Genomic DNA, 26,327 nt, shown 5'->3' with positions numbered 1-26,327 from the left:
CCGGGCGACGCCGAGGAGGAGACGATGCGAACGTACCGCCCCTCGTGGCGCGGCGGCTTGCTCGCCGCGCTGGCCCTCGTGAGCGCACTCGCGCCCCACCCCGCATCCGCCGGCTGGCCTCCCGCGCCCGACGCGGACATGGCCGATCCTGCGAACTGGCCAAACGATCCGGGCTACGGCTACGCCGACGATCGCGACGGGCAGTGGAACTACTTCTCGTTCCTGCCCCCGGCCGCGCCGGGCGTCGAGAGGCGCGCGGGCGAGGTCGCCTCGGGCATGAGCATCGACCTCGCGTGGCGCGTCTCGATCGGCGATCCACGCGTCGTCATCGCTGTCACGGACAGCGGCATCCACTGGGAGAAGCCCGATCTCGTCGACAAGGCGTACCTGAACCGCCGCGAGCTCCTCACGCACAAGCCCTTCCTCGCGGGCGGCGTGCCGTGCGGCGGCGACGGCGATCTCGCCGGCTTCGACTGCAACGGCGACGGCGTGCTCTCGGTCTCCGACTACGCGATCTCGGTGCCCCTGCCCGCGGGGGATCGCAACGGCAACGGCGTGCTCGACGCGGGGGATCTGATCCTCGCCTACTCCGATGGCATCGACGACGACGGCAACGGCTACGTCGACGACATCTCGGGCTGGGACTTCATGAAGAACGACAACGACCCGTACGACGACACGCGCTACGGGCACGGCACGGGCGAGGCCGAGGACTCGTCCTCCCAAGCCAACAACGGCATCGCCAAGGCCGGCGCGTGCCCGCGCTGCATGTTCCTCCCGCTCCGCGTCGGCGACAGCTTCATCGGCGACGTGCAGGCCTTCGGCGAGTCCGTCGTGTACGCCACCGACAGCGGCGCCAAGGTCGTGCAGTGCGCGCTCGGCACGCTCAACATGACGCGCTTCGCCCAGGCCGCGCTCGACTACGCGTACGAGAAAAACGTCCTCGTCGTGACCTCGATGGCCGACGAGAACTCGCGCCACCACAACATGCCGGCCGCGAGCAACCACACGCTCCCCGTGCACGCCATCCAGTTCGACGGCCCGAGCGCCCGCGCCTCGCGCAGCTTCCTCGACTTCCACCCCTGCTCGAACTACGGCGGCCAGAACTTCCTCTCCGCGTCGGGCACCTCGTGCTCGAGCGAGGCCACGGGGCAGCTCAGCGGCATCGCGGGCCTGCTCTACGCGGCGGCGCAGAAGTACAACACCGTGCCGCAGCTCTCGCCGGGCGAGGCGCACTCGATCTTCTTCTTCACGGCCGACGACATCGACGTGCCCGAGTCGCGCGAGCCTGGATCGATCTACCGCTTCTCGCAGCCCGGCTTCGATCAACGCTTCGGCTACGGGCGCGTCAACGCCGCCCGCGCGCTCGAGGCGATCCGCGACGGCCGCATCCCGCCCGCGGTCGACATCGTCTCGCCGCGCTGGTTCGAGGTCCTCTACAAGGATCGCGCCTCCGGCCCCATCGAGATCCGCGGGACGATCGCCGCGCCGCGGGCGAACGCTTATGACTTCGTCGTCGAGTGGGCGAGCGGCGTGCAGCCGCTCGAAGAGGACTTCGGCAAACATGTCCTCGCCCAGCGCCTGAACGTCGATCCCACCGTCGTCACCGGCGCCGCCGAGCCCCTCGCGCGCCTCGACGTCCGCAACGTCAGCCCGAACCACACGCGTGACATCGACAGCCCACGCGGCGAGAACGATCGCACCATCACCGTCCGTGTCCGCGCCGTCGCGCACTACGGCGGCGCCATCGGCGACGTCACCGGCGAGATGCGCCGCACCTACTACGTGCACTCGGATCCCGATCTCGCCGCGGGTTTTCCGCTGTGGCTCGGCGACAGCATCGAGGCGAGCCCCAAGATGGCCGACCTCGACGGCGACGGTGTGCGCGAGATCGTCGTCCCGACGGGCGGCGGCAAGATCCACGCCCTCAGGCTCACGAAGACCGGCCACGCGGAGCTGCCTGGCTTCCCCTTCAAGACGAACCCCCTCGACGGCCTCGCCTCGCCTCCGATCGACGGCGCGCCGAGCCACGCCGCCGCGCCTGGTTATGCCTCGGGCAAGGTCTCCCTCGACCTCGCGCGCGAGGGCTTCATGAACGCGCCTGCCATCGCCGACCTCGACGGCGACGGCGTCGTCGAGATCGTCGCCACCTCCTTCGCCGGCACGATCTACGTCCTCGGGCCCGACGGCTCCCAGCGCGCCGGCTTCCCCTACCGCCTGCCTCGTGTCCCCTCCTGCCCACGCGCCCTCGACATGCCTGCGCCCTCGGGCCCTTGCATGGATGAGGACCAGCGCATCACGCGCGGCGCCTTCGCCTCGCCCGTGCTCGTCGATCTCGATCTCGACGGCCGCCTCGACATCGTGCAGGCCGCCTTCGACGGCAAGCTCTACGCCCTCGACGCGAGTGGCGCTCCCCTCCCCGGCTTCCCCGTCGAGATCCGCCACGATCCCGAGAAGAACCCCAGCGTGCGCAGCCGCATCCTCACGACACCCGCCGTCGCCGACTTCAACGGAGATGGCGTCATGGACCTCGTCGTCGGCTCGAACGAGCGCCTCGGCGCGAGCGGACAGTTTGGCGCGGTCAGCGTCGTCGATGGTCGCGGCACGCTCGCCGAAGGTGGTCCGATCCTCTCGGGCTGGCCCGTCACGATGAGCTCCTTCCAGATCTTCCCGCTCGTCGCCGAGGGTGTCCCGAACTCCCCGGTCGTCGCGCGCTTCGAGGGCTCGCTCGCCGCCGTCGCGCACGGCAACGTCAGCATGCCCTTCGTCTTGCCCGCCGATCCCGGCGCGCAGACCTCGCTCGGCGCGCAACCTGCGAACCTCCTGCCCGTCCGCCCCGATCCCGACGTGCCCGGCGGCCTCCTCCGCGGCCTCGAGCCCTCGAGCGTCTACGGCCCGCTCTCCTTGGCCTCGCGCCCCGACGCCATGCTCCCGCTCTTCTCGAGCCCCTCCGTCGGCGACATCGATCAGGACGGCGTGCCCGACGTCATCGCCTCGGGCGCCTCTCTCTTGCTCGCCTCCACGCTCCAGGGCAACGCCGCGGGCGGGGGCGAGCACCTCCTCGCGGCGTGGAGCGGCAAGACCGGCGCCATGCTCCCCGGCTCGCCCTTCCTCCTCGAGGACTTCACCTTCTTCAACAACCACGCGATCGCCGACCTCGACGGCGACGACTACCCCGAGATCATCACCGGCTCGGGCGGCTACTTCCTCCACGCGTACGACGGCTGCGGCCGTGAGCCCGCGGGCTTCCCCAAGTTCACGGGCCAGTGGATCGCCTCCACCGCCGCGGTCGGCGACCTCGACGGCGACGGCACGCTCGAGGTCGCGGCGGGCACGCGCAGCGGCTTCCTGTACGTCTGGCACACGCGCGGCCGGACCGACGGCGTCATCGCCTGGGAGAGCTTCCACCACGACAACCGCAACACGGGCAACCTCGAGGTCCCGCTCGATCAGGGCACGCTGCGCAAGGCCAAGGCGCCGCTCACGGTCGACACGTGCGAGGAGGCCCGGCTGCCGCGCCCCCTCGAAGCGTCCGGCGGCTGTGATTGCCGAGCTGCCGGCCGTGACGGCGGCGACACGCGCGCGGCGGCGCTCTTGCTCGTGGGCCTCGCCGCGGTGCTCGGGAGGCGGCGGCCTGCGCGCGCCTAGGCTACCATCGGCGCGTGGCGCCTCCTGTTCGTATCTACCTCTCCCCCGGCATGTTCGGCTTCGCGCGGCTCGCGTCGTTCGAGTACTTCGAACACCTCGTCGTCGCGCTCGAAGAGCGCTTCCGCCAGCGCGGCCGCGTCGCCAAGGTCCTCGTCTGCGACGTCCACCCCACGGCGAGCGTCTGCCGCCGCGCGGCCAAGCTCGCGCACATGATCGCCGCCACGGCGGGCGACGACGACGGCCCCATCCACGTGATCGGCCACTCGACGGGTGGCCTCGACGCGCGCCTCGTCGCCTCTCCGACCGCGCGCCTGCCTGGCGTCGCGCGCAAGGAGCTCGCGTGGTTGCCGCGGCTCGCCTCGATCACGACCATGAACACGCCGCACTACGGCACGCCGCTCGCCGCCTTCTTCGCGACCGTCAGCGGCCAGCGCATGCTCTACGCGATCAGCGCGCTCACCGTGACCGCGCTCAAGCTCGGCGCGCCTCCGCTCGCCGCCACCTCGGCGCTCGTCGCTGCTTTCGGCCGCCTCTCGATCGGCAACTTCGAGCTCGACATGGTCAACCGCGCCGTCGACGCCGTCGCGAAGGTCCTCGACGAGGCCTCGAGCCGCGAGCTGCGCACCTGGCTCGATCTCCTGCGCGGCGATCAAGGCGCCATCGTGCAGCTCATGCCCGAGGCCATGGACCTCTTCCAGGCCGGCGTCGAGGACCGCCCCGGCGTGCGTTACCAGTGCGTGGCGACGTATGCGCCCTCGAACGCGGTGCGCGACTGGATCAGCGCGTTGCGCTCGCCGTGGACCGCCATGAGCGCGACCATCTTCACGGCGCTCTACAACCTGACGAGCCGCCTCGACGAGCGGTACCCGTGCGCCGCGGCGGATGGACAGGCGCAAGCGAAGCTCAAGGCGATGCTCGGCGAGGCCTTGCCGCCGACGGCGAACGACGGCGTCGTGCCTCTCACCTCGCAGATCTGGGGGGATCTCGTCTGGGTGGGCAAAGCGGACCACCTCGACATCGTGGGCCACTTCCCGGGCGCGGGTGGTCACACCGACTGGCTCGCGAGTGGCGCGCGTTTCCAGCGCGTGCGGTTCGACGTCGTGATGGATCGTGTCGTCTCCGGCATGATCGTGGGCGAGGAGCTACGCGAGGCGCGTACCCCTCTGTCCGAGCGCGCGCCCGCCTCGTCCAGGCGCGCGCCGGCGAGCACGCGCGAGGTGTCGTGACGGAGCGGCGACGCGCGCTCGATCTGCTGCACGCGTCGCTCATCGAGTGTCGCCGTTGTGATCGCCTCGTCGCCTGGCGTGAGCAGGTCGCGCGGGAGAAGCGGCGCATGTACCGCGACGAGACCTACTGGGGCCGCCCGATCCCTGGCTTCGGCGACCTCGACGCCGCGCTCGTGATCATGGGCCTCGCGCCTGCGGCGCACGGCGGCAACCGCACGGGTCGTATGTTCACGGGGGATCGCTCGGGCGACTTCCTCTACGCGGGACTCTACCGCGCGGGCCTCGCCTCGCAGCCGACGAGCGTGCGCCGCGACGACGGCCTCGAGCTCTGCGGCGTCTTCATCACGGCCCCCTGCCGCTGCGCCCCTCCCGCGAACAAACCCACGCCTGCCGAGCTCACCACCTGCCGCCCGTGGATCGAGTCCGAGCTCGCGCTGCTCGACCGGGCGCGTGTTTACCTCGCCCTCGGCAAGATCGGCTACGACGCCGTGCTCACGCTGGCGAGGAGACACGGCGACGTGTCGAACGTGCCGGCCTTCGGGCACGGGGTTCGGGCGGAGATCCCGGATCCGCGGGGCCGCGGCGGTCGGGCGTGGTTGTTCGGCAGTTACCACGTGAGCCAGCAGAACACGCAGACGGGCCGGCTCACGGAGGGGATGTTCGACGAGGTCCTGGCCGCGGCGCTCGAGCGCGCGCGCCGATCGCCCCCTCTCCACGGAGGTGGAGAGGGGGTTGGGGGGTGAGGCCTAGTTCTTCGGCGCGAGGAGCTGACCGAGCTCGCCCGAGCTCTGCATCTCGAGCAGGATGTCGCTGCCGCCGACGAACTTCCCGTCGATGTACACCTGCGGGATCGTCGGCCAGTTCGAGAACTCCTTGATCCCCTGGCGGATGTCGGGGTCCTTGAGGACGTTCACGTCCACGAAGTCGGCCCCGGCCTCCTTGAGGATCTGCACCGCGCGCTGGGAAAAGCCGCACTGCGGGAAGGTCTTCGTCCCCTTCATGAAGAGGACCACGCGGTTCTGCTGGATGATTTCCTGGATCCTTTGACGGGCATCGCTCATGGCGCGGGAAACGTAGCGTAAGGGAAGCGGCGGAGCGAGCCTGCGCGCGCGGGAGCGACGGCGACCCTCTCAACGAGCTGCGGCCATCCGGACGACCTCGACGCTCCGCACGCCGATCCGGATCTCCCCCGTGCTCGCCCGCCGCTCCACGAGCCCCGCGGCATTCTGCACCCCCAGGACCGCGAGCTGCTTGCGGGCGCGGTGGATGTCCACGTTCACCTTGTTCATGTCCGTCGCCAGCATCCGGCATAACGCGTCACGCCCGAGCCAGCCTCGTTTTGCCGCCGGCGCGTCGTGATCCTCCAGCCATGCGCGGGCCAGCGTGACCAGAAGGTAATGGTGCGTGCGCGCCGGCAGCTCCGCCTCCCGCCCGCCCATCACCACCGTCGCCGCCACCTGCTCTTCATTCTGGCTCACGGCCAGCCGCAAATGGATGTTCTCCAGCGCAGGGCTCCGGATGTCGCTCTGCCAGGTCGCGCCGTCGAGCGGCGGGAGCTCCAGCGTCCAGGGCTCGCCTGCAATCGTGAGGACCTGTTGATCCTCGACGGGCTGCACATCGTCGCCGATCTCGGTCACCCAGTTGCCCTCGCCGTCCTCGAATACGCTCACGAGCGGCAGCTCCTCGTCCGGCAGGAGGAGCATGCCCCCCGAGGCGGCCCGCCGCGCGCCGCTCGCGTGGTGCCGCGCCGCCGCGCCCGGCGGCGAGCCCTCACAAAGCACGAACGTCGCGCCCGCGCCTCCCAGCGAAAATGCCATTCCCTCCGCGAGCGGCACCCGCTCACCGGGCGAAAGGCGGTGACCCCCCAGCCACGTCCCGTTCCGGCTCCCGAGGTCCCGCAGCTCCCACCGCCCGCCCGTCCAGTGCAAGCTCGCGTGCTCCGCGGAGACGCGCCGCTCGTCCACGCGCACGTCGCAGGCCGAATGCCGCCCGATCAGGCACCGCACGCCGAGGCTGACATACGCCTGTGTCGACTCGTTTTTGAGCGTCCCCATCCGCGCCCCCGAAGGATGGACCGCAGGCTACCATGCCCGCCGAGGCCCGTGTATACGCCATCATCATGGATCAAAGCCCCGGTCCTTCGGTGACGGTGGACGCCTCCGGCGAGACCGACTCCGGCGTGCGCGCGGCCCTCCCGATGGGCGCCGAGGAGCCGCCGCTTCCGCGCCGCTACGAGGACCTCGGCCGTATCGCCAGCGGCGGGGCCGGCGACGTGCGGCGCGTGCGTGATTTGTGGTTCGGGCGCGTGCTCGCCATGAAAGTGCTGCGCTTCGAGCACGTCGAGAACACGCGGATGCGCGCTCGATTCATCAGCGAGATCGAGCTCACGGCGCGGCTGCAACACCCGGGGATCATCCCCGTCCACGAGCGGGGCCAGTTCGACGACGGTCGGCCCTGGTTCACCATGCAAGAGGTCCGCGGACGCACGTTCGACGCCGTCATTGCGGACCTCCACGGGGCCGCGGGGCCGGAGGGCTTCGGGGCCGCGCCCTCGGGCTGGACCTTCCGCCGCGCCGTCGACGCGTTCGCGCGTATCACCCAGGCGGTCGCGTACGCGCACGGCGAGGGGATCCTTCATCGCGACCTCAAGCCGATGAACCTCATGGTGGGTGAGCAGGGCGAGGCCTTCGTCATGGACTGGGGCCTCGCGCGCCGCATGGGGGATCCGCTGCCGAGCGAGCTCGACGAGGACGGCGTGATCCACGAATCCGACGAAGGAGGCCTCACGCGCCACGGCGAGGTGCTCGGCACGCCCGCGTATATGCCGCCCGAGCAGGCGGGCGGCGAGCGCGACATGCATGGCAAGCCGAGTGACGTGTATGCCCTCGGCGCCATCCTTTATCACCTGCTCGCCGGGCGCCCGCCTTATCGGGGCAGCGGCCTCGCCGTCTGGCGGCAGGTGCTCGCGGGCCCCCCGATCCCGCTCGCCGAGGCGGCCCGGCCCGGCCTCGTATTACCGCGGGAGCTCGTCGCGATATGCGAGCGCGCCATGCAGCGTGATCCTGCCGCGCGGTACCCCGACGCCGCCGCGCTCGGCCGTGAGGTCCTCGATTGGCTCGACGGGGCGCGCCGCCGCGAGCAGGCCCGCCTCGCGCTCGCGGAGGCGGCGGCGCTCCTGCCCGAGATCGCGGAGCTGCGGGCGCGCGCGCGTGACGTCACGGCCCACGCGCGGCGGCTCATGGAGGCCGTGCGCCCCTACGATCCCGTGGAGCTCAAGCGACCCGCCTGGGCGCTCGAGGACGAAGCGTCACGTATTGCCGAGGACGCGGCGCTGCGCGAGGCGGCCCTGCTGCAAGCGGCGCACGGCGCGCTGATCCTGGACCCCGAGCTGCCCGAGGCGCACGACCTGCTCGCCGATCGCCATTGCGCCGAGCTCCTTGCCGCCGAACGCGCGCGCCGGCAGGAGGACGCGGCGCGCGCCGAGGCCATGCTCCGGACCCACGATCGGGGCCGATATGCGGCCATCTTGCGCGGCGACGGCGCGCTCTCGCTCGTGACCGATCCCGAGGACGCCGAGGTGCTGCTCTGCCGTTATGCCGCGCGCGACAGGCGCCTCGTGGCCGAGCCCTTGCGGCACCTCGGGCGCGCGCCGATCCGCGAGGCGGTCTTGCCCCGCGGCAGTTATCTCCTCGTGATCTCGGCGCCGGGGCGGGCGGAGGTGCGCTTGCCGGTATGTATCGAGCGCGGCGCCCACTGGAATGGCGCCCCGCCGGGCGAGGAGGGCCCTGGCCTCCTCGCGTTGCCCTTCTTGCACGAGCTCGGGCCGGACGATTGCTTCGTGCCCGCGGGCCATGTCGACATCGGCGGGGATCCGGAGGCGCCGGACAGCTTGCCTGGCCGGCGGGTATGGATCGACGCGTTCGTCTTGCGCCGCTTCCCCGTGACGAATGGTGAATACCTCGTGTTCCTGAACGCGCTGCTCGACGAGGGCCGCGAGGAAGAGGCGCTCGCGTGTGTGCCACGCGCCGCGCACGGGATGGCGGAGGCCAGGGACGAGCGGCCGCTCTTTGGTCGTGATGCTTCGGGGCGCTTCGTGCTTTCGGTCGACGAGGCCGGCGCGCGGCTCTCCTCGGCGTGGCCCGTGGCGTCCATCGATTGGCACGCGGCGTATTCGTACACGCGCTGGCTCGCGGCGCGGACGGGGCTGCCCTGGCGATTGCCGAACGAGCTCGAGCGCGAGAAGGCCGCGCGTGGGGTGGACGGCCGAGCCTACCCGTGGGGTGATTACCCGGACGCGACGTTCGCGTGTGTGCTCGAGAGCCACGCGGGCGTGCCGAGGCGCGTCGTGGTGGACAGCTATCCGGCCGACGAGAGCCCGTACGGCGTGCGTGGCCTCAGCGGCAACTCGCGTGATTGGTGCGGCAACGTGTGGCGGCGCGAGGGGCCGGCGATCGTGGGGGAGCGAGCGCTCGTCGACGAGGCGTCGCCGGACGATCCGGAGCACCGGGCGGTGCGTGGCGGCGGATGGAGCAGCGCGCTTCCTTTTGCGCGCGCGGCGGGGCGCTTTGGTCTTTTGCCTGGGATCCGGCGGGCGACGGTGGGGCTGCGGGTCGCGCGGAGCGTGACGAATCACGCGCCGACGCGCTCAGGGTGACTTCGAATCGGCGTACCACATCGTCCCGGAGCCGAGCGCCGAGACCTCGGTATACGACCCGCTCGGATCGTAGGACGGCCCCGGGGCCGTCGACTTCTCCTGATACCACCGCAGCGTCGTGATGGTCGCGTTCGGGGCCGTGCCGGTGATCGTGATCCGCACGTAATAGTCCTCGGTATCGTGCTTGTAGAGCCTGCCGGTCGTGAGGTCGGTGCCCACCTGGGTCCAAGTCGCCGCGCAATCCGCGACGAACTCCTGCGAGCTCGAGGGGGCCGCGGGCCGCGCGTCGGTCCAGGACTTGTCGCCGAGGTTGCTGACGACGAGCTCCTTCGCGTCCTCGAGCTGCGACTTGTCGACGAGCCAGTATTCCTTTCCGGCGCTGTACCCTGCGCCGGCGACGTTGGTCGCGATGATGTCGGCGAACCGCCGGCTCCCGTCCCATTCGATCCTGTAATACCGCCAATCGAGCAGCCCCGGGTCGAGCTGCGCGTTCAGCGGATGGATGCCACGGGACTCGTCACGTTTCTTCTCGTTTTGCATGCGCTCCCTCGTACCGGAGCGCGCGCGCCCCGTCAATTACAAGCCGGTTACACGGAGGGCGGGAGACAGGGCGGCGCGCGCAAAGCGGCGGCCGCCCTGTTCGAGCCCGAGCGTGGACCGCTCGGGGACGTGCTCACGGACGGTAGACCGTCACATAGGGGTCCCAGCTGATGGAGCGCACCTTCTGCCGGCCCTGGTAGATGTCGACGGTGAAGGAGTAAGCGAGCTTGAGGCTCGTCTCCTCGTCGCGGTTCGAGAGCTGCGTCGTGCACTCGACGAAGGGACGGTTGATGCCCTGCGTGCCGATGGACGCGGGCTTGCCGTCCTCGTTCTTGCCGGGGATGAGGTCGCCCGGGGGGTTGTAATAGGGGGTATCGCCGGCGCCGTTGTTGGAGGCCCAGTTCACGAGGTAGTTGCCGGCGTCCCCCTGGTTTTGCCCGGCGTTCGCGCCCCAGAGCCGGACGCTGCTGATGATGGCGTGATACATGTCGCCCTCGCCGCTGACGCCCTCGGAGAGCTGGAGCGGCTCCACGCGCCAGCGCAGGTTCTCGGAGGCCGGGACGCGGATCCAGAGCTCGTTCGAGCCCTGCGAGTTGCCCTGCACGATGGAGGGATCGGCGGCGAACATCTGCACGGTGCCCGTCTCGGCGTTGACGATGATCAAGATATCCTGAGCCATGATGGATGTTCCTCTCTGTTCGGTCTCGTGTGCATTGCAGGCGCGGCGTCTCGCGCTGCGCTTTCGACGATGGAGAGGATGTCACCGTTTTCGACGAAAGGCACTTACGCGGCCCTTACAGATCGGGGCGATGCCGGGGAGGGGCGGGGTCGAGCCGTGTAATGGATGTGTAATGGGCGCGGGCGGGGGTGCGGACCCGACGATGCGCCGGGCTCCGTCTACAGGCTACGCGCTACCAGGTGATGGGCTGCCCGGTATCGGTCACGAGCTGTCCACCGGCGTCGACCCAGGCCTGGGCGTCCGCGCCGATGTAGTCGCTATACGAAGCACGCCACTTCAAGGACTTCTTGAGGAGCGTGTGCACCCTCTTCGCCCACTTCCGGAAGGCCTCGCTCTTCTCCGTCCATTCGCGATCGGGACCCAGGAACGTGTCGACGTAATACAGGCGGCTCGGGCGAAGTGACTTCCCGTCGAAAGGGCAAGGACCGATCTCGATCACGGGCGAAGGGCTGTCCTGCACCCACCAGTAGCCCTGCTCGGGCAGGTGTAGCATCACGATCGCGTCCAGGTCCTCGGGCCGTGCGAGGTACTTGAAGTACCACGGCTTGCCGTTCTCGGAGAAGTTCAGCGAGTCCACGACGCGCGGCGATGCCGTGGGCGACTCCGAGAGGAGGATGATGAAGTCCGTCTTCGCCCGGAGCCGCTGCTCGAAGTCCGCCATGTCCTTGGGCGTCATGTAGAAGCGTGACTGGTGTCCCATGGCTCTCCTCACTTCTTCGTGTCGTTGTAGGGATGGAACTTGGGCCGAATGCCCTTCGCGCGCTCCACCTCGTCGATAGGCTTCCGCTCACGCGACACGGGCTGCCCATCCTTCCTCTGCTTCCCGACCTGGTGGAACTCAACCGGCTCCTTCGTGTTCCTGTCAACCCCGGCGACGTCCATGTAGCGCTTCTTCTTCGGACCGCCCGGGGTGTCGACGGGATACTCCTTCACCGGGTCGAGGCCGCGCTTCTTGATGTCCTTCGCGACCTCGTCCACCTTGTCCCGATGCGCCTTCCCCCCCTTCTTGCCATCCGGATTCGGCACGCGCCTCCCATTCGCCGCCGCGCCCGCATTCGCCGGTGACCCCTGCCCCGCCGCCCCGCCATTCGGCTTGCCGACCGTCTTCGTCCTCGTCTTGACGGTCGTGGTCCGCACGGGCCGGGGTATTTTCGCTCCCCCCACGCTCCCGCTCGCCGTTGACAACGACTGCCCATTGTGCTTCCCGGCGGGCTTCCCCGCATTCGGCGCGAAGTTCTTGTGCCGGGCATGGCAAACTCCCTGGGCGCACTCGTAGGCTCGGTCGAGCAGCGCCACATCCTCCGGCGGCAACCTCCAGGTCTTCTCATACACCCATACTTCACCCGGGTTTATCTCGCTCGGATGCTTCGGCAGGGGCGGCTCGACCGGGCGCGGCCCGGGGGGCGGCTGGTTCTCCGCCACGACGGGCTCCGGGCTTGGCCGCTTGATGAGGACCCTCGTGCAGGTACGGGAGCCCGTGCCGCCACGCCGCCGCGCCTGCCCCGCCTCGGGACAACGCTCGATCCGCTTCGCAATCGGCCGCGGCTTCGGCTTCGAGGGCTCGGCCTTTTTGGTCTCCTCTTTCTTCTTCTCGCCCTCACCCTCCACCTTCGCCACGACGACACGAGGCTTCGGCGGCGCCGGGCATTCGAGCCGATGATGCGGAATCGGCAAGAGCTTCGCGCTTCGGGGAGGGGCATTCGGGTCGAATACGTACACGGCGAGGCCATTTCGCCTCGCGAGGTCCACCTCCGAGGGCGCGGTCAGGGGATCGCCGCTGGCGGTGACGGCCCAGGACGCCTGATTCTTCGGCACATTCGGCGGACGCACGCAGACGTGAATGACGTTCGGCGCCTCGAAGACCCGGGCCATCATCGGGTCGCGCGACGGGGCGCACCCGGTCAAAACGCACAAGAATGCGACGAACGCCGCGACGACGAGCGTCGCGACGAAGAAATCCCCTCGTCTCATCTGGAATCCCCTCCTCGGATGAGGTCTGGCCCTATCTATCAAGGGGACGAACGGGTCGGGCAAGACAAAAGGCAGAAGGCTCGGACGTACCCTGTCCGGGTCGAGCCCCGACCCACCTGACCTGCCCCCTCCCCCGACCCAGGTCGAACCCCCTCCGCGGCGACCTTCCCCCACCCCGATCCTCGCTCGACCCCCCGCCGAGGTGCCCTCTCCCCTCGCCGCGCCTCACCCGAACCTCGACCGACCTGGCTTCCGCCCACCTCATTTCCTTCTCGCGCGAGAACAAAAATGGTCTCCGACCTCTTCGTTTCGCTCCCGCGCGCGAACATCGGACCCCTCGCCCCTCTCGAGCGCCGACGCGAGCCCGACGAGAGCTGCCCTCCGCCCTCCGAAGACGCGACACGAACCTCGATCAAAGAGGTCCCGCCCCTCTTCCTCTCGAACGTCGACGTCGACGCGGAAGGGCAACGACCTCCTCCCTCGTGACACGAGCGACGAAACAAGAGGTCCCGCCCCGCCTCACGCGGCGCTCGGGTCGCGCGTATCGAGCCCCGCGACCTGCTCGCATGCCGGTCGAGCGCGACGCGAAGACCCCCGCGCCCATTTTGGCCCGCGCGCGTGTTCCAAAGGAAGACCCCCGCGGCCACCTTCGCCCTCGCTCACGTCGCGCCTCGCGACCCCCGCCCCCTCCCGAACCGCCATCGTTGTCCCACCCCGAAAAGCCCCTTGCCTTCTTCGTCGTGTTTCGGGCAACATGCGTCCGGGCTCACGACCTCCTGCGTTGCGCATCAACCGCCGAAAGGACCGCCCGCATGACTCCCCTCCTCGCCTCTCTGCTCACCTTTTACACCTTCTCGACCGGCCGCCGCCTCTTCGCCCTGTACCAGGTGCGGAAGCTCGCCCTCGTCGCCGGGCATTCGGACGTCGTCCTGCACGTGGACGAGGCGATCACGCACGACAAGGACACGCGCGCGCTGGAGGCGAAATGGGCGGGCCGCAAGCTCACCACCTATTCCCCCGAGGCCAGGCAGCTCGATATCTACGTGGACGCCGCGATCACGGCCTTCCGCGACGGGGCGGAGGCGCAGATCCGGGCGTCGGCGCCGGACGATCCGCTCGCGGAGGCGGCGCAAAAGATGCTCACGGTCCTGCTCCCGAAGGGCGCGGGCGGCGTCACGTCCCTCCCCTTCGTGGAGGAGCTCGCCGAGGTGAACCGTATCCTCGATCGTGTCGCGCAGCCCGATTACAACACGCTCGTGACCGAGCTCGGCCTCACGCGGCAGGTGGCGCGCCTGAAGAACCTCGAAGCGCAATACCGCGCCGCCATCGAGGGGCCGGGCGGGGTCCTGACGTTCGCCCACGTGAAGGACGCGCGCGCGAAGGGGCAATCGCTGATGCTCCAGGCCGTGGCGCTCATCCTCGGCAAATACCCCTCCGACAACGAGGCGGACGTGAAGGCGCGTGGCGCGCTCCTCGAGCCGATCCTCGTGCAGAATGAGGCGATCCGGAAGTATCTGCGCGAGCGCAAGCCGATCGAGGACGTGAATCCGGAGACGGGGGAGATCGAGCAGGGGGGCGACGCATAGGGGAGAACCCAGGAGCCCCCGTGCCCAACCGCCTCCCTTTCTGGAAGCCCTTTGGCCTCCTCTTCGCCATGGGCGCCCTCGGCATCACGAGCCTCGTGCCCATCCTCGTCCCGCAATTGCAGCGGCAAATCGAGACCCTCGCCGCCGGCAAGCCCCTCCCTCCCCTGCCCGTCCTCGTCGCCGCTTCGCTCCTCCAGCCGCTCCTCCTCCTCGCATTGGCCGTCGCGGGAGGCGTGGCCCTCGCCCCGCGATTGCGCCTGCGGTCCCACCTCGCCGCGTGGGCGGCAGACCATCCCGCCGAGACGCGCCCCTTCGCCAGAGAGGTGCCGATCGCCCTCGGCCTCGCCCTGCTCACCGCGCTCCTGATCCTCGCCATCGACCATTTCACGCTCCCTGTCCTGGGCGAGGCCGGGCGCAATCTCCGTATCACCAGCGGGCGGACCCTCGGCTTCACGGTCATGGGCGTCCTTTATGGCGGGATCACCGAGGAGCTCCTCATGCGCTGGGGGCTCGCCACCTTCCTCGCCTGGATCCTCTACAAGATCGGCGGCAAGCCCGAAGAGCCCCCCGCCGCGTGGATGCTCGCGACCGCCGTCGCGCTCGCCGCCGTCCTTTTTGGCGCAGGTCACCTGCCCGCCGTGATCGCGCAAGGAATCCCGCTCTCGCCCCCCGTCGTGGCGCGTATCCTCGTTTTGAATGCATTGGCCGGCCTCGCCTTCGGCTGGCTCTACGTCCGCCGGAGCCTCGAGGCCGCGATGCTCTCGCACGCCGCGGTCCACGTCCTCTGGTCCGCCGTCGCGCTCGTCGCCTGATCGGATAACCCGGCCCACCTCCGGCGCCCCCGACGGATAACGATGCCTGGTCACTCGGGCAACCACCATCCACCACGCGGGGCGCACGAAATGAGCCTTTTCGGCGGCCCTTCCCGTCTTGCACCCCTGGCGCGTCTCGTGCACTCTGCTTTCGCAGTCGTGCGTCCGTGGACACGGCCCGGGGAACCCGAGCCCCCCGGAGCCAGAGCTTCCGCCAAGGAGACTTTACATGCCGTCCTTCTCCAGAAATGCAATCGTCTTGCTCCTCGCGAGCCCGCTGCTCGCCTCCGTCATTGCGGTCGGCTGTAGCGACGATCCCCAGACGAATACCTCCGGCTCCGGCGCGAGCGGCTCCGGCGCGAGCGGCGGCGGGATCTCCACCGGCGGCATGGGCGGCACGGGCGGCACGGGCGGCGCAGGCGGCGGCGTGGGCGGCACGGGCGCCTTCGACGCAGGGCCCGATGGCTGGGGCGGGCCGGACGGCGGCTTCGTCCAGGCCGCGTGCGTCAACCAGGTCTATCAGTGCGGCAACACGATCGACGACGACGGCGACGGCCTCATCGACTGGCAGGACCCGGAGTGCCTCGGCCCCTGCGACAACACCGAGACCGGCCTCGGCGTCGGCATCCCCGGCGGCAGCGGGCCCGCCTGCACCCAGGATTGCTTCTGGGACTCGAACTCGGGCTCCGGCAACGACGAGTGCTACTGGAACCACCAATGCGACCCGAAGTCCGTCGGGCCGGACTACTACCCCGAGTGGTGGAACGGCGCCGCGTGCCAGTACAACCAGAACGCGAACACGCCGGGCACCGGCCTGAGCTGCGACGAGCTGCTCAACAACCAGCCGGCGACCTGCGAGCAGATGTGCCCGGACCTCACCCCGAACGGCTGCGATTGCTTCGGCTGCTGCGTGCTCTACAAGAATGGCCAGGAGTACGGCCCGGTCTGGCTCGGCACCGAGGACGGCCTCGGCAACTCCGCCTGCACCCTCGACGCCCTCGGCACGCCGGACCAGGACAAGAAGTGCTCCCCCTGCACGCAGGTGAAGGGCGCCTGCTACAACGAATGTGGCAAGTGCGAGCTCTGCGTCGGCAAGGACGAGCTGCCGCCCGAGTGCTTCGAGACGCCCGACGGAGGGACGCCCGACAGCGGCACGGACGCCGGCGACCCCCCCGCGCAGTGCGAGGACGGCGTCCAGCCCTGCGGCCTGCCCGGCCAGGACCCCTGCGACGCCGGCTTCTACTGCCTCACGGGCTGCTGCATCGAGCAGCCCAAGTGACAAACTCCCCCCCGGGCACGATTTCGGTGTAAGTAGCGACCGCCTGGGCCCGTCTCTAGCCCGAGGCATCGGTGAGCCGTATCGTCGGCCCCGAGCGTCTCCCGAGGTGCGGCAACGCCGCCGCGCTCCCGAACCACGGCAGCATAGATTTCCAAGGAGCCAACCATGCGCCTCTCGATGATCGTCCCCGTGGCCCTGCTGGGCCTCTTCGCCGTCGGCTGCGGCGGCAGCGACACGCCCGACCCGAACGACCCGTCGCAGCAGCAGAACCAGTACGCGGGCCAGCAGCCGGGCTCCTACAACCCGAACCAGTACCAGCAGCCCGGCCAGTACCAGCAGCCCGCCCCCACGGCGACCACGGTCACGCCCGCCCCGACGACGCCCGCCCCCGGCGGCGCCGCCGCCGGCGCCCCCGCCACCCCGATCGCCCCCGCCGCCGCCCAGGTCGCGACGCTCGCCCTCCAGGGCATCGCCGCCTCCGAGGCGCCCGGCATGCAGCCCGATGGCGCGCCCTTCGCCGCCCAGTTCCAGGAGGGCCAGGTCCTCGAGCAGGCGATCAACATCGAGGCCGGCAAGTGCTACACGGTCATCGGCTCCGGCGTCGGCATCCAGCAGCTCGACATCCAGCTCGTCCTGCACGCCGCGCCCCTGCCCCCGCAGGTCCTCGCCCAGAGCTCGGGCCAGGGCGCCACGGCCGTCCTCGGCGGCAAGGCGAACGGCTGCTTCAAGAACCCGCTGCCCGTCGGCGGCCCCGGCAAGATCATCGTGAAGGCCACGGCCGGCGCCGGCCTCGCCGCCGCCCAGATCTACAAGAAGTAGCGCCCCTCCAGGTTCTCGCCTCTCCAGGCTCTCCCCTTCCCCCACGATTTCCCGCATTTACGCGGCGTCCCCGCCCCCCTCCGCGCGTGCACGTCTTGCCCGAGCCGACCCGACCAGGGGCGGCCCGAAGTTCGCTAGCGCACCCGACCACTCGGGTTCGCCGCGAAGATGCACAAATCCTTTCCCATTGCGCTTGTCGAGGGTGACGCCCGTCCCGGGCGCGAGGGCGGCCACGCGCGGCCCACGTTCGAGCACGAGGCGACCTTCCACGTCGAAGGCCTCTCCTGCCGGAGCTGCGCCCGACACGCCGAGCAAGCCTTGCGCGCCCTGCCAGGCGTCCGCGCTGCGTCCGTGGGGTTCTTCGGCGAGATCGCCCAGGCCATCTACGACGTACGCGTCACGAGCGAACGCGAGATCGTGGCCGCCATGGCGCAACGCGGCTTCACGCTGACGGCCGCCGCGGGCGCACCACCCAGCGAACGAACGCGGCTCGACGCCGGTCGGTTCGGCCTGGTCGTCGCGCTGCTCGCGAACCTGCTCGCCCTCGCCTCGTGGAGGCCCACGCGCGCGCCCGAGCGCGAGATCGCCTGGGTCGAGCTCGGCTTCACGCTGCTGCTCTTCGCCGTGGCCGGCACCCCGCTCTTCCATCGCGCCCGCGCCCTCGCGCGGCGCGGCGTCGTCGGCCGCGAGGTCGTCACGCTCGCCTGCGCCTCGATCGTGTTCGTGCTCGGCGTCGCCGCGATGGCCTTCGATCCGAGCCGATCCGCCTCCCTCACGGAGAGGCTCGCCCGCCTCGGGCTCGAGCTCGACGGCGTCGCGCTGCGGGCCTTCGAGGCCTCGGGCGCGATCCTGGGCTGCGCGATCCTCGTGCTCTTCGCGCACACGGCCTTGCTCACGCGCGCCTTCCGCGGCCTCTCGCGCGCCGCCGCGGCCCGCGACGCCCGCGTGCGCCGCATCGGCCCGAACGGCGTGGACGAGCGCGTCGCCTGCGCCTTGCTCGCGCCCGGCGACCGCGTGCGCCTCGGCGAAGGCGACGTCGCGCCCGTGGAGATCGCGCTCGAAGGCGCCGCGCGGGTCATGCTGCCGGACGGACGCGCCGAGGACCGGGCGAGCGGGCAGATCGTCGAGACCGGCGCGCGGCTGCTCTCGGGCGAGGTGACAGGCCGCGTGGTGCGGGCCCCCTGCTCGGAGGTCGCCGCCGCGGCCGACGCCGAGGTCCACCGCGCCGCGCTGCGCATCGAGCGGGACGCGCGGCAACACCGCGGGAAGTCGTTCGCGCACGTGGCCTCGCTCGCCCTGTCGGTCGCGTCCGTCTCGTTCGCCGGCTTCGCGTTCGTCGTGCACGCGCTGCTCGGCCGAGGCCCGTTCCACCCGGATGGTTACCTCACGGCGATCGCGGTGCTCATCGGCGCGTCCCCCGCGGCGTTCGTGATCGTGCTGCCGGCGGCGCGGACGATCGCGGTGCTGCGGGCGCGCGCGGCGGGCGTGGTCGTCAAGGATCCGGCTGCGCTCGAGGGCCTCGCGACGGCCACGGTCGCCTGCTTCGACAAGACGGGCACCGTGACCCTGGGGACGCCGCGGGTCACGCGCCTCGCCTGGCGCGAGTTCCCGGACATCTCGATCCTCGAGGACGTGGCCGCGCTGGAGATGGCCGCGACGCACCGCGCGGGCCGCGCCATCGCGCATCACCTCGTGGTGGCCGGCGTGCGCCCCTCCACGCTCGACGAGCCCGCCGACGTGCGGCCCGACGGCGTGGTGGGCCGGTCGCGCGGCGCGCTCGTCGAGGTCTCGGCGGCGCGGCGCGGGGATCCTCTGCCGCCGGACGCGCGGGAGGGCGCGAGCCTGGTCTGCGTGCGCCGCAATGGGGTCGTCGAAGCCTGGTTCGAGCTCTGGGACGGGCCGCGGGTCGGGGCCGAGCGGGCCTTCCGCGCCCTCTTCCAGCGCGGGCTCGGCTGCCGTCTCGTGAGCGGCGACGGCCCCGACGCGACGCTCGCGCTCGCGCATCGGCTGGGCGTCCCGGCGCTCGGCGGGCTCGGCCCGGCGGAGAAGGCCTCGCACGTGCGTGCGCTGCAGCAGGCCGGCGCGCGTGTCCTCCACATCAGCGACGGGCACGAGGACCGGGCGCGCAAGACGCCGGCGGACGTCTCGCTCGCCGTCGCCCCGGGCGCCTTGCCCGTGGCCGTACCTGCGCCCCTCGTGCTCTGCGACGACCGGCTGGAGACCGTCGCGTGGCTCGTCGATCTCGCGCGGGCCCTGCGGGCGACGCTCCGGCAAACGCTCCTCGTCTCGGGCGTGTACAACGCGGCCGTCATCCCGCTCTGCGCGGCGGGGTTCTTCAGCCCGCTCGAGGCCGCGGCGCTGGCCCTCGGCGAGGCCTTGATCCTCTGCGGAAATGCGGCTCGCCTCCTGGTTTCGCCCGGGCTACCCGGCAAGGCCGCGGGCTCGCCGGGTTTGCCCGCCGCGGGCGCTCTCTCGCACGTCCGGACAGACCACGTCCCCCTTCCGCCCTGACGAACCAGCGAAGATCACGCGAAGAGAGGTCGCCGCCGGCCTCGCTCCGGGGTAAACTCCCCCCCGATGCGCTTACCTTTCCGTCTTTCATGGTTTGTCCTCTTCGCGACGGCGGGGCCGGCGCTGCTCGGCTGCGCCGAGAGTGACGACGAGGCGCCCGCGGTGACGCCGTGGTCGCCGCCCGTGGAGGAGGCTCCCAAGACGCAGCTCCTCTTCACGAACGAGGGCACGCTGAACCTGGGCATGCGCGAGCAGGCCACGATCACGGTGCGAACGGAGCCGCCGACGTCCTCGGAGGTGTGGTTCGTCCTGCTCGGGGATTCGCTCGACGCGACGCTCGATCGCGTGGCGGCCCCGATGAACGCGGAGGGCGCCGCGACGGTGCAGATGCGCGCGCCGAACAAGGCGACGAGCTTCACCCTGCGCGCGTGGATCAAGGACGGCCCCGCGGCCGAGCTGCCCGTGACGGTGAGCGGCGACGGCTTCGCGACGCTCGAGGTCGTGCCCACGTACAAGGGCAAGCGCGACGTCACGACCTGGACGGTCAGCGTGCTGCCGCGCTCGACGTGCGAGGCGGTCGCGCCGCTCCTGCCGGACGACGCGCCGGCCGACATCGTGATGAGCGCGCCCGCTTCCGAGCCGCTCTTCGTGGAGAAGGCCCCCGTCGGCCCGACGCTCGCGGTCTCGGTGCGCGCCGGCCGTTACGCGTGGGGCTGCGCCACGGCGAGTGGCCTCATCGCGGGGACGACGGAGAAGATCAAGGTCAACATCATCGACAAACCCATCGTCGTCGGGAAGACCGACCTCGACGTGAGCTTCGTGTTCACGCCCGCGGCGACGCCGTGGGGCTCGATGATGACCGCGGCGGGCAAGGACTTGCTCCAGCGATTCGCGCCCGCGGGCGCGGAGGCCTCGACGTGGCTGCTCGACGAGATGGCCGCGCGCGTCTCCGAGCTCGATGGAGCGCTCTTCGCCGACGCCCGCGCGGCGAGCGGCTGGGACACGATCACGAAGGACCACCTCGCCGCGCAGCCGATGACGCTGCGCGCGGCGATCGAGGCGTTCCTCGCGCAGGGCTCGAGCGCGCCGCCGGGCGAGCTCACCGGGCGTTTGACCGCGCTCACGGCGGTCCCCGGCTACGGGAGTTTCTCGCCGTCGCGCCTCGGCGTCGTCCCGGCCGACGAAGCCGGCATGCCGGGCACGCACCTCGTGAAGATCGCGTCCGAGCCGGGGGACAACATCGCCACGAGCGCAGAGCTTTTCTGGTTGCCCACGCGGTACGTGGGCGGCGTGTGCAAGAGCGTGGCGCTCGAAGGCGCGCCCGAAGGCACGACGATGGGGGACGCGCTCGCGACGATCGCGGGCTGCGACGCGCTCGGCCAGGCCCTCGGCAGCTTCGGCGCTTGTGACGCCACGTGCCTCGCCGGCCTCTGTCAGGAGGCGCTCACCGCGCGCTGGGACGCGGCCCAGGATGGTTCTGCCATCCAGGGAAAAATCGGCCTCGTCCAGATCTTCGCCGCGGCCGGCGCGAAGGTCGACGACATCGCGGTGCCCGTCTCGCTCCAGGGATCCTGGGTGGGAAGCGTGACCGACGGCGCGCTCGTCGCGTCGATCGAGAAGTCGCCGGTCACGGGCGCGCTCCCCGCGCTCCCCGAGGAGATGCCCCCCGCGCCCGACCCCGACCCCGAGCCCGAGCCGGAGCCCGAAGTGCCGTCGCCCTGAACGGGGCATTCTTCGGTATCCTCCCGACCCCATGACGACCGCTCGCCTATGGGGCTTTTCTTCCACGCGTTTCCGCGCGGCTTCCGTCCTCGCGCTCCTCGGCGCGCTCGGCGCCGTCGCCGCGCCGAGCTGCACCACCGAGACCACCCCGCCCACGAGCTCCGGCGGGACCGACCCGACGCTCCGGCCCGGTGATTTCTGCTCCGCGCCGTCGCCCGACGTGGTCAAGCTCCGCTTCGAGCCGAGCCGCGTATTCGTCGCGAAATGCGCCGAGGGCGCGGCGTGCGCCACGCGCACGGTCCGCCTCGTCGCCGAGCCCGACTTCTGCACCAAGACCCCGATCCGCTTCGAGACGTCGAGCGCGGACATCACGCCCGCGCCCGCAGGCGACACGCTCGACCTGTACAAGGCGGGCGTCGACGTCGCCGTCGCCGCTGGCAAGACGGGCGGCAGCGCCACGGTGAAGGCCTTCTTGCCCCGCGGCGACGGCACCGAGGTGGAGGCCACGCTCGAAGTCGAGGTGCTCGACACGTCCGGCGCGGCCGACGTCACCTGCGCCGCGGGAGACGGCGCGACGGGCAAGGTCGAGGGCGGCAAGACGATCACGGCGAAGGGCGGCCTCGCGGCGGCGAGCCTCGGCCTGCCCGAGGGCGCGAGCAACCCGAACAGCGGCAGCTACCTGTGGAGCGTCGCGCCGTTCGACGCGACGATCGCCTGCGGCGAAGCGACGCTGCCGACCGGCTACGATCCGCTCGGCCCGCCCGTCACGTTTGGCCCCGTCGCCTCGAGGTTCCAGCGCGACGTGCCGATGACCATCCCGGTGAACCCCGCGCGTCTGCCGGAGAAGGCGCGCCTGCGCCACGTCTCGGTCGCGTATTCGGGCCCGGCCTTCAAGGAGCCGCGCGTGGTGCCGGTCGCGGACGCGCGTTTCGTGAAGGTCGGCGACACGTGGGCGCTCTCGTTCAAGGCGCCGCGGCTCGGCACCTACCAGGCCGTCGTGGCGAAGGACGCCGGCACGAACACGTATCCGCGCAGGTTGACCCACCGCGCGATCCTCGGCGTCTCGATGGGCGGCGGCGGCACGGCCATGTTCGGCATGCGCCACCACCACCTCTTCGACGCCCTCGCGCCGCTCGGCGGGCCGGTCTCCTGGACGTGGATGCTCGACGCGGTGAAGCGCCACTACGTCGGCGGGTTCCGGCCGATCCAGAAGGGCACGGTGCTCGGCGACATCCCGATGGAGCCCACGCTCTGCCAGACGAACGCCGAGTGCGCGGCGGACGAGACGTGTATCGGCGTGATCGACGGATCACCCGGCAAGTGCGCGTGGATCCTGCCGCCGCGTGATCCGTACGAGCACACGCAGGTCTTCAACCAGTGGTGGTTCGAGTACCCGCGCACGGGCACCGGCGGCAGCTTCAACCGCGGGGCGTACGTGCAAATCTTCCGCGACCTCGCCGTCATGTTCGGCAACCCCAACGGCGAGAACCTCACGCCCGGCGCGGAGAACCTGCCCGCCGGCGTTCGCCCGGACGATGCGAGCCAGACGGGCGGCCGTCCCACGGACGAGTGCACGCTCTGGGTCGATCCGCTCGACGGGCCGGACAAGGAGAAGCAGCAGGAGCTCGAGCAGAACTGCCCGATCGAGCGCTGCGCGAACACGCTCACGCTGACGAGCTACTTCGACGACGAGTTCAACCCCGACGGCACCTTCCCGGTGATCACGGTCTGCGACGGCTCGCCGCAGAAGCAGGAGCGCTCGCCGTACGCGAACTGGTGGACCGACGAGGGCAACACCTACCCGCTCGAGCTCGCGCTCGCGGTCGACTACAACGGCAACGGCAAGCGCGACGAGATGGAGCCGATCATCCGCGCCGGCCACGAGCCGTTCGACGACGTGGGCAAGGACGGGATCCCGAGCACGATGGAGCCCGGGTACATGCCGGGCGTGAACGAGGATCCGGCCGGCGACGACTACGACGCGCAGTACAACCCGAGCGGCACGGAGGGCAACATGCGCTTCGACGCGGGCGAGCCCTTCCAGGACGTCGGCCTCGACGGCGTCGCCGGCACGAAGCAACAGCCGCCCGGGGGCTGGCAGCAGGAGGGCGACGGCTACGACGTCGGCGAGGGCGACGGGAAGTTCACGGTCGCGAGCGGGCTCGACCGGTTCTGGGAGCGCGACGCGCACTCGATCGTCCACCGCATCACGCGCGAGGCGCCGCCCGGCGGCGAGCTCGACGACGCGGCGCTTCGGCGCATCGACGTGTGGACCGACGGCGGCACGCGTGACCTCTTCAACTTCGCGGTGAGCGCGCAGCACCTCGCGGGCGCGTTCGGCGCGCGCAAGCGGAGCGTGACGTACTTCTCGGACTTCACGCAGCACCCCGAGCTCGAGCCGGGCAACTTCAACGCCTACGCGCCCTCGCGCGTGCCGTACGCGGACCTGCCCGGCATCGTGCTGCAGCGTTACGGCAAGCTCGATCCGACGGCCGCGGACATCGAGAGCGGCAGCGGCCAGCACGTGGGCACGGCGAACGAGCTCGTGGCGCGCCTGCAGAGCGCGCTCTACTTCATCGGCTCGCGCTGGCCCGATCCGGAGCTGCGCACGCTCGTGCTCGAGAGCAACGACGACGCGGATCCGGACGCCGAGCCGTGCGAGGTCGCGGGCGCTTGCAACTTCGAGTTCAAGTCGTCCTTCGGCCGCGTCGGCCCGGTCAGCGTGGCGCTGCCGCCCGGTTATGCGCACAAGGACCAGAAGGAGCGGCGTTACCCGGTCGTCTACGCGCTGCACGGCTACGGCCAGGAGCCGCAGGATCTCGTGGCGGCGTCGGCGTTGATCAAGACGTTCATGAACGCGCCGACGGACAGCACGGAGAGCCGGCTGCCGAAGATGATCATGGTGTTCGTGGACGGCCGCTGCCGCACGGGTCCGGACGGCAAGGCCGAGTGCATCCGCGGCACGTTCTTCGGCGAGAGCCCGCTCGCGAGCGGCGCGAAGCTCGAGTCGTGGTGGCTCGAGCTCATGAACCACATCGACACGAAGTACCGCACGATGGGCGAGTCCGAAGCGATGTGGACCGAGTAAGTTGGTGGTCTACGCTTGGGGGCTACGCTCGGACAAGCCGAGCTACACCCCCAAACGTGGTCTACGCTTGGGGGCTACGCTCGGACAAGCCGAGCTACGCCCCCAAACCCCCCATCACATTGCTACGACCCGACGATCCCCGCCTCAGCCCGATTTCGCTCACGCCGATCGGGATCCTGCGCACGCCGTTCCCCGATCGCGTGAGCACGCCGCGCCAGCCGCACGCCTCGGAGGGCGCGGAGGGCCGCATCGAGCTCGCCGCCGGCCGCGGCCTCGAGCACGCGGTGAGTGATCTCGAAGGCTGGGAGTTCCTCTGGGTCGTCTTCCTCTTCCACCTCAACAAAGGCTGGAGGCCGAAGGTCCTGCCCCCGCGCAGCGCCGGCAAACGCCGCGGCGTCCTCGCCACGCGATCGCCCCATCGGCCGAACCCCATCGGCCTCTCGCTCGTGCGCCTCGTCTCCGTCGAGAGCCTCGTGATCCACGTTCGCGACGTGGACATGATCGACGAGAGCCCCGTGCTCGACATCAAGCCCTACATCCCTTACGCGGAGGCGCGGCCCGGCGCGCGCACGGGCTGGCTCGAGCCACTCGCGGCCCCGGACGAGCACGCGGGCGAGGCGCCGGCGGATCCCGAGCCAGGTTTCTCCGTCACCTGGAGCGCGCACGCCTCCACGCAGGCCGCGTATCTCCGCGACGAACACGGGATCGATCTCGTCGCGCCCGTCGATCGGACGCTGCGCCTCGGCCCGCAGCCGCACCCGTACCGCCGCATCCGCGCCCTGCCCGACGGCACGCTGCGCCTCGCGTACAAGGACTTCCGCGTCCGGTTCCGCGTCGATCGCCGCGACGTCACGATCCTGTCGATCGGGACGGGCTACCGCGAGCGCGATCTCGCGCTCTCCGACGATCCTGCCGTCGACGTGCATCGCGCGTTCGTCGCGCGGTTCGGCCGGGAGGATGGGGAGTCGAGGTGCTAGAAGGGCGCGTCATGCGACTTCATCCTCTCCTCGTGATCCTCGCGCTCCCTCTGCTCGCCGGCTGCGGCGGCGCGAGCGCCACGCAACCCGCCCCCAAGACGGCCGAGCCCGCGGGAGGCGCCCACGCGCACGGCGGCCATCACGGCCATCACGGCCATCACGGGCACGGCGGGCCGCTCGTGCATCGCTTCGAGAAGGCCGAGGACTGGGCCAAGGAGTTCGACGATCCGGCGCGTGACGCCTGGCAGAAGCCGGACGAGGTCGTCGCGGCGCTGCGCCTCTCGCCCGGCATGACCGTCGCGGATCTCGGCGCGGGCACGGGGTACTTCGAGCCGCACCTCGCGCGTGGCGTGGGCCCGAGCGGCAAGGTGCTCGCCCTCGACGTCGAGGCCGACATGGTCCGTTACCTGCGCGAGCGCGCCGCGAAGGAGAAGCTCGACAACGTGGAGGCGCGTCAGGTCGGGCTCGCCGATCCGGGCCTCGGCCAGGGCACCGTCGATCGTGTGCTCATCGTCGACGTCTGGCACCACATCGACGGACGAAAGGACTACGCCGCGAAGGTGCGCGACGGCCTGAAGCCCGGCGGCCTGCTCGTCATCGTCGACTTCACGATGGAGGCCACGAAGGGCCCGCCGAAGGAGCACCGCATCACGCCCGAGGCCATGATCGCCGAGCTCGCGTCCGCGGGCCTCGAAGCCGAGGTCGTCCCGGAGACCTTGCCCGATCAGTACATCGTGGTCGCGAAGAAGCCCTGA

The 26,327-nt window shown here is 70.9% G+C and carries 19 protein-coding genes; 13 read left to right on the top strand and 6 right to left on the bottom strand.

Annotation, left to right across the window (positions count from 1 at the left end; genetic code table 11):
* Nucleotides 1-24: 24 nt before the first annotated feature.
* Genes GF068_RS16825 through GF068_RS16815 form a run of 3 tightly spaced genes read left to right on the top strand, consistent with a single transcriptional unit; the run spans nucleotide 25 to nucleotide 5,617 of the window.
* Complete coding sequence (locus GF068_RS16825) at nucleotides 25-3,648, top strand: S8 family serine peptidase (protein ID WP_153820381.1); 3,624 nt, start codon at nucleotides 25-27, stop codon at nucleotides 3,646-3,648.
* Nucleotides 3,649-3,662: 14 nt separating this feature from the next.
* Nucleotides 3,663-4,874, top strand: a complete 1,212-nt coding sequence (locus GF068_RS16820; protein ID WP_206079486.1) for a lipase family protein — start codon at nucleotides 3,663-3,665, stop codon at nucleotides 4,872-4,874.
* Complete coding sequence (locus tag GF068_RS16815; RefSeq protein ID WP_338046422.1) at nucleotides 4,871-5,617, top strand: uracil-DNA glycosylase; 747 nt, start codon at nucleotides 4,871-4,873, stop codon at nucleotides 5,615-5,617. Before GF068_RS16820 ends, GF068_RS16815 begins: the two co-directional genes overlap by 4 nt.
* A 3-nt stretch (nucleotides 5,618-5,620) precedes the next feature.
* Here the strand turns inward: GF068_RS16815 and grxD are convergent, their stop codons facing one another.
* Together grxD and GF068_RS16805 are read right to left on the bottom strand one after the other, a co-directional pair.
* The gene (gene grxD, locus GF068_RS16810) at nucleotides 5,621-5,935 is read right to left on the bottom strand and encodes a Grx4 family monothiol glutaredoxin (protein WP_153820380.1); all 315 of its coding nucleotides are present in this window, start codon (nucleotides 5,933-5,935) and stop codon (nucleotides 5,621-5,623) included.
* Nucleotides 5,936-6,004: 69 nt separating this feature from the next.
* Entirely contained in the window at nucleotides 6,005-6,928 is a 924-nt protein-coding gene (locus GF068_RS16805) for an FHA domain-containing protein (protein ID WP_153820379.1), read from the bottom strand.
* A 65-nt stretch (nucleotides 6,929-6,993) separates the two neighbouring features.
* Here GF068_RS16805 and GF068_RS16800 point away from each other — a divergent pair, with 65 nt between their 5' ends.
* Nucleotides 6,994-9,528: a bifunctional serine/threonine-protein kinase/formylglycine-generating enzyme family protein gene (locus GF068_RS16800; protein ID WP_170319523.1), complete on the top strand. Its 2,535-nt coding sequence runs from the start codon at nucleotides 6,994-6,996 to the stop codon at nucleotides 9,526-9,528.
* Here GF068_RS16800 and GF068_RS16795 read toward each other — a convergent pair.
* The 4 genes from GF068_RS16795 to GF068_RS16780 all read right to left on the bottom strand — a co-directional run bounded on the left by GF068_RS16795 (nucleotide 9,520) and on the right by GF068_RS16780 (nucleotide 12,778).
* Complete coding sequence (locus GF068_RS16795) at nucleotides 9,520-10,068, bottom strand: hypothetical protein (protein WP_153820377.1); 549 nt, start codon at nucleotides 10,066-10,068, stop codon at nucleotides 9,520-9,522. The genes GF068_RS16800 and GF068_RS16795 overlap by 9 nt on opposite strands.
* Nucleotides 10,069-10,201: 133 nt before the next feature.
* The gene (locus GF068_RS16790; protein ID WP_153820376.1) at nucleotides 10,202-10,747 is read right to left on the bottom strand and encodes a hypothetical protein; all 546 of its coding nucleotides are present in this window, start codon (nucleotides 10,745-10,747) and stop codon (nucleotides 10,202-10,204) included.
* 232 nt (nucleotides 10,748-10,979) lie between these two features.
* Nucleotides 10,980-11,507, bottom strand: a complete 528-nt coding sequence (locus GF068_RS16785) for a hypothetical protein (protein WP_153820375.1) — start codon at nucleotides 11,505-11,507, stop codon at nucleotides 10,980-10,982.
* 8 nt (nucleotides 11,508-11,515) lie between these two features.
* Nucleotides 11,516-12,778: a hypothetical protein gene (locus GF068_RS16780; RefSeq protein WP_153820374.1), complete on the bottom strand. Its 1,263-nt coding sequence runs from the start codon at nucleotides 12,776-12,778 to the stop codon at nucleotides 11,516-11,518.
* Nucleotides 12,779-13,590: 812 nt separating this feature from the next.
* Between GF068_RS16780 and GF068_RS16775 the strand changes: the two genes are divergently transcribed.
* The 9 genes from GF068_RS16775 (at nucleotide 13,591) to GF068_RS16735 (ending at nucleotide 26,327) form a co-directional block, all read left to right on the top strand.
* On the top strand, nucleotides 13,591-14,364 hold the full coding sequence (locus GF068_RS16775; RefSeq protein WP_153820373.1) for a DUF6261 family protein: 774 nt from the start codon (nucleotides 13,591-13,593) through the stop codon (nucleotides 14,362-14,364).
* Nucleotides 14,365-14,384: 20 nt separating this feature from the next.
* Nucleotides 14,385-15,176, top strand: coding sequence for a CPBP family glutamic-type intramembrane protease (locus tag GF068_RS47055; RefSeq protein WP_153820372.1), 792 nt, complete (start codon nucleotides 14,385-14,387; stop codon nucleotides 15,174-15,176).
* 229 nt (nucleotides 15,177-15,405) lie between these two features.
* Nucleotides 15,406-16,455: a hypothetical protein gene (locus GF068_RS16765; RefSeq protein WP_153820371.1), complete on the top strand. Its 1,050-nt coding sequence runs from the start codon at nucleotides 15,406-15,408 to the stop codon at nucleotides 16,453-16,455.
* 165 nt (nucleotides 16,456-16,620) lie between these two features.
* Nucleotides 16,621-17,274, top strand: a complete 654-nt coding sequence (locus GF068_RS16760) for a hypothetical protein (RefSeq protein WP_153820370.1) — start codon at nucleotides 16,621-16,623, stop codon at nucleotides 17,272-17,274.
* Between the two features lie 168 nt (nucleotides 17,275-17,442).
* The gene (locus GF068_RS16755; RefSeq protein ID WP_153820369.1) at nucleotides 17,443-19,785 is read left to right on the top strand and encodes an HAD family hydrolase; all 2,343 of its coding nucleotides are present in this window, start codon (nucleotides 17,443-17,445) and stop codon (nucleotides 19,783-19,785) included.
* A 66-nt stretch (nucleotides 19,786-19,851) separates the two neighbouring features.
* Nucleotides 19,852-21,507, top strand: a complete 1,656-nt coding sequence (locus GF068_RS16750; RefSeq protein ID WP_153820368.1) for a hypothetical protein — start codon at nucleotides 19,852-19,854, stop codon at nucleotides 21,505-21,507.
* A gap of 31 nt (nucleotides 21,508-21,538) precedes the next feature.
* Nucleotides 21,539-24,595 carry an alpha/beta hydrolase gene (locus GF068_RS16745; protein WP_153820367.1) on the top strand — a complete coding sequence of 1,019 codons (3,057 nt, stop codon included), beginning with the start codon at nucleotides 21,539-21,541 and terminating at the stop codon, nucleotides 24,593-24,595.
* A gap of 56 nt (nucleotides 24,596-24,651) precedes the next feature.
* Nucleotides 24,652-25,572 (top strand): tRNA (N6-threonylcarbamoyladenosine(37)-N6)-methyltransferase TrmO, encoded by a 921-nt coding sequence (tsaA, locus tag GF068_RS16740; protein ID WP_338046421.1) that lies wholly within the window; start codon nucleotides 24,652-24,654, stop codon nucleotides 25,570-25,572.
* An 11-nt stretch (nucleotides 25,573-25,583) separates the two neighbouring features.
* Nucleotides 25,584-26,327 carry a class I SAM-dependent methyltransferase gene (locus tag GF068_RS16735; RefSeq protein WP_153820366.1) on the top strand — a complete coding sequence of 248 codons (744 nt, stop codon included), beginning with the start codon at nucleotides 25,584-25,586 and terminating at the stop codon, nucleotides 26,325-26,327.

Origin of the sequence: Polyangium spumosum (assembly GCF_009649845.1) — a bacterium.
Lineage (GTDB): Bacteria > Myxococcota_A > Polyangia > Polyangiales > Polyangiaceae > Polyangium > Polyangium spumosum.
Note: the sequence above shows the minus strand (reverse complement) of the source record. Positions and strands in the feature narration are given on the sequence as shown.

Coding starts and splice junctions, on each gene's coding strand:
- GF068_RS16775 (WP_153820373.1), top strand. CDS start 13,591: ATGACTCCCCTCCTCGCCTCTCTGCTCACCTTTTACACCTTCTCGACC.
- GF068_RS16800 (WP_170319523.1), top strand. CDS start 6,994: ATGGATCAAAGCCCCGGTCCTTCGGTGACGGTGGACGCCTCCGGCGAG.
- GF068_RS16755 (WP_153820369.1), top strand. CDS start 17,443: ATGCACAAATCCTTTCCCATTGCGCTTGTCGAGGGTGACGCCCGTCCC.
- GF068_RS16750 (WP_153820368.1), top strand. CDS start 19,852: ATGCGCTTACCTTTCCGTCTTTCATGGTTTGTCCTCTTCGCGACGGCG.
- grxD (WP_153820380.1), bottom strand. CDS start 5,935: ATGAGCGATGCCCGTCAAAGGATCCAGGAAATCATCCAGCAGAACCGC.
- GF068_RS16745 (WP_153820367.1), top strand. CDS start 21,539: ATGACGACCGCTCGCCTATGGGGCTTTTCTTCCACGCGTTTCCGCGCG.
- GF068_RS16785 (WP_153820375.1), bottom strand. CDS start 11,507: ATGGGACACCAGTCACGCTTCTACATGACGCCCAAGGACATGGCGGAC.
- GF068_RS16780 (WP_153820374.1), bottom strand. CDS start 12,778: ATGAGACGAGGGGATTTCTTCGTCGCGACGCTCGTCGTCGCGGCGTTC.
- GF068_RS16790 (WP_153820376.1), bottom strand. CDS start 10,747: ATGGCTCAGGATATCTTGATCATCGTCAACGCCGAGACGGGCACCGTG.
- GF068_RS16795 (WP_153820377.1), bottom strand. CDS start 10,068: ATGCAAAACGAGAAGAAACGTGACGAGTCCCGTGGCATCCATCCGCTG.
- GF068_RS16735 (WP_153820366.1), top strand. CDS start 25,584: ATGCGACTTCATCCTCTCCTCGTGATCCTCGCGCTCCCTCTGCTCGCC.
- GF068_RS16805 (WP_153820379.1), bottom strand. CDS start 6,928: ATGGGGACGCTCAAAAACGAGTCGACACAGGCGTATGTCAGCCTCGGC.
- GF068_RS16765 (WP_153820371.1), top strand. CDS start 15,406: ATGCCGTCCTTCTCCAGAAATGCAATCGTCTTGCTCCTCGCGAGCCCG.
- GF068_RS16760 (WP_153820370.1), top strand. CDS start 16,621: ATGCGCCTCTCGATGATCGTCCCCGTGGCCCTGCTGGGCCTCTTCGCC.
- GF068_RS16825 (WP_153820381.1), top strand. CDS start 25: ATGCGAACGTACCGCCCCTCGTGGCGCGGCGGCTTGCTCGCCGCGCTG.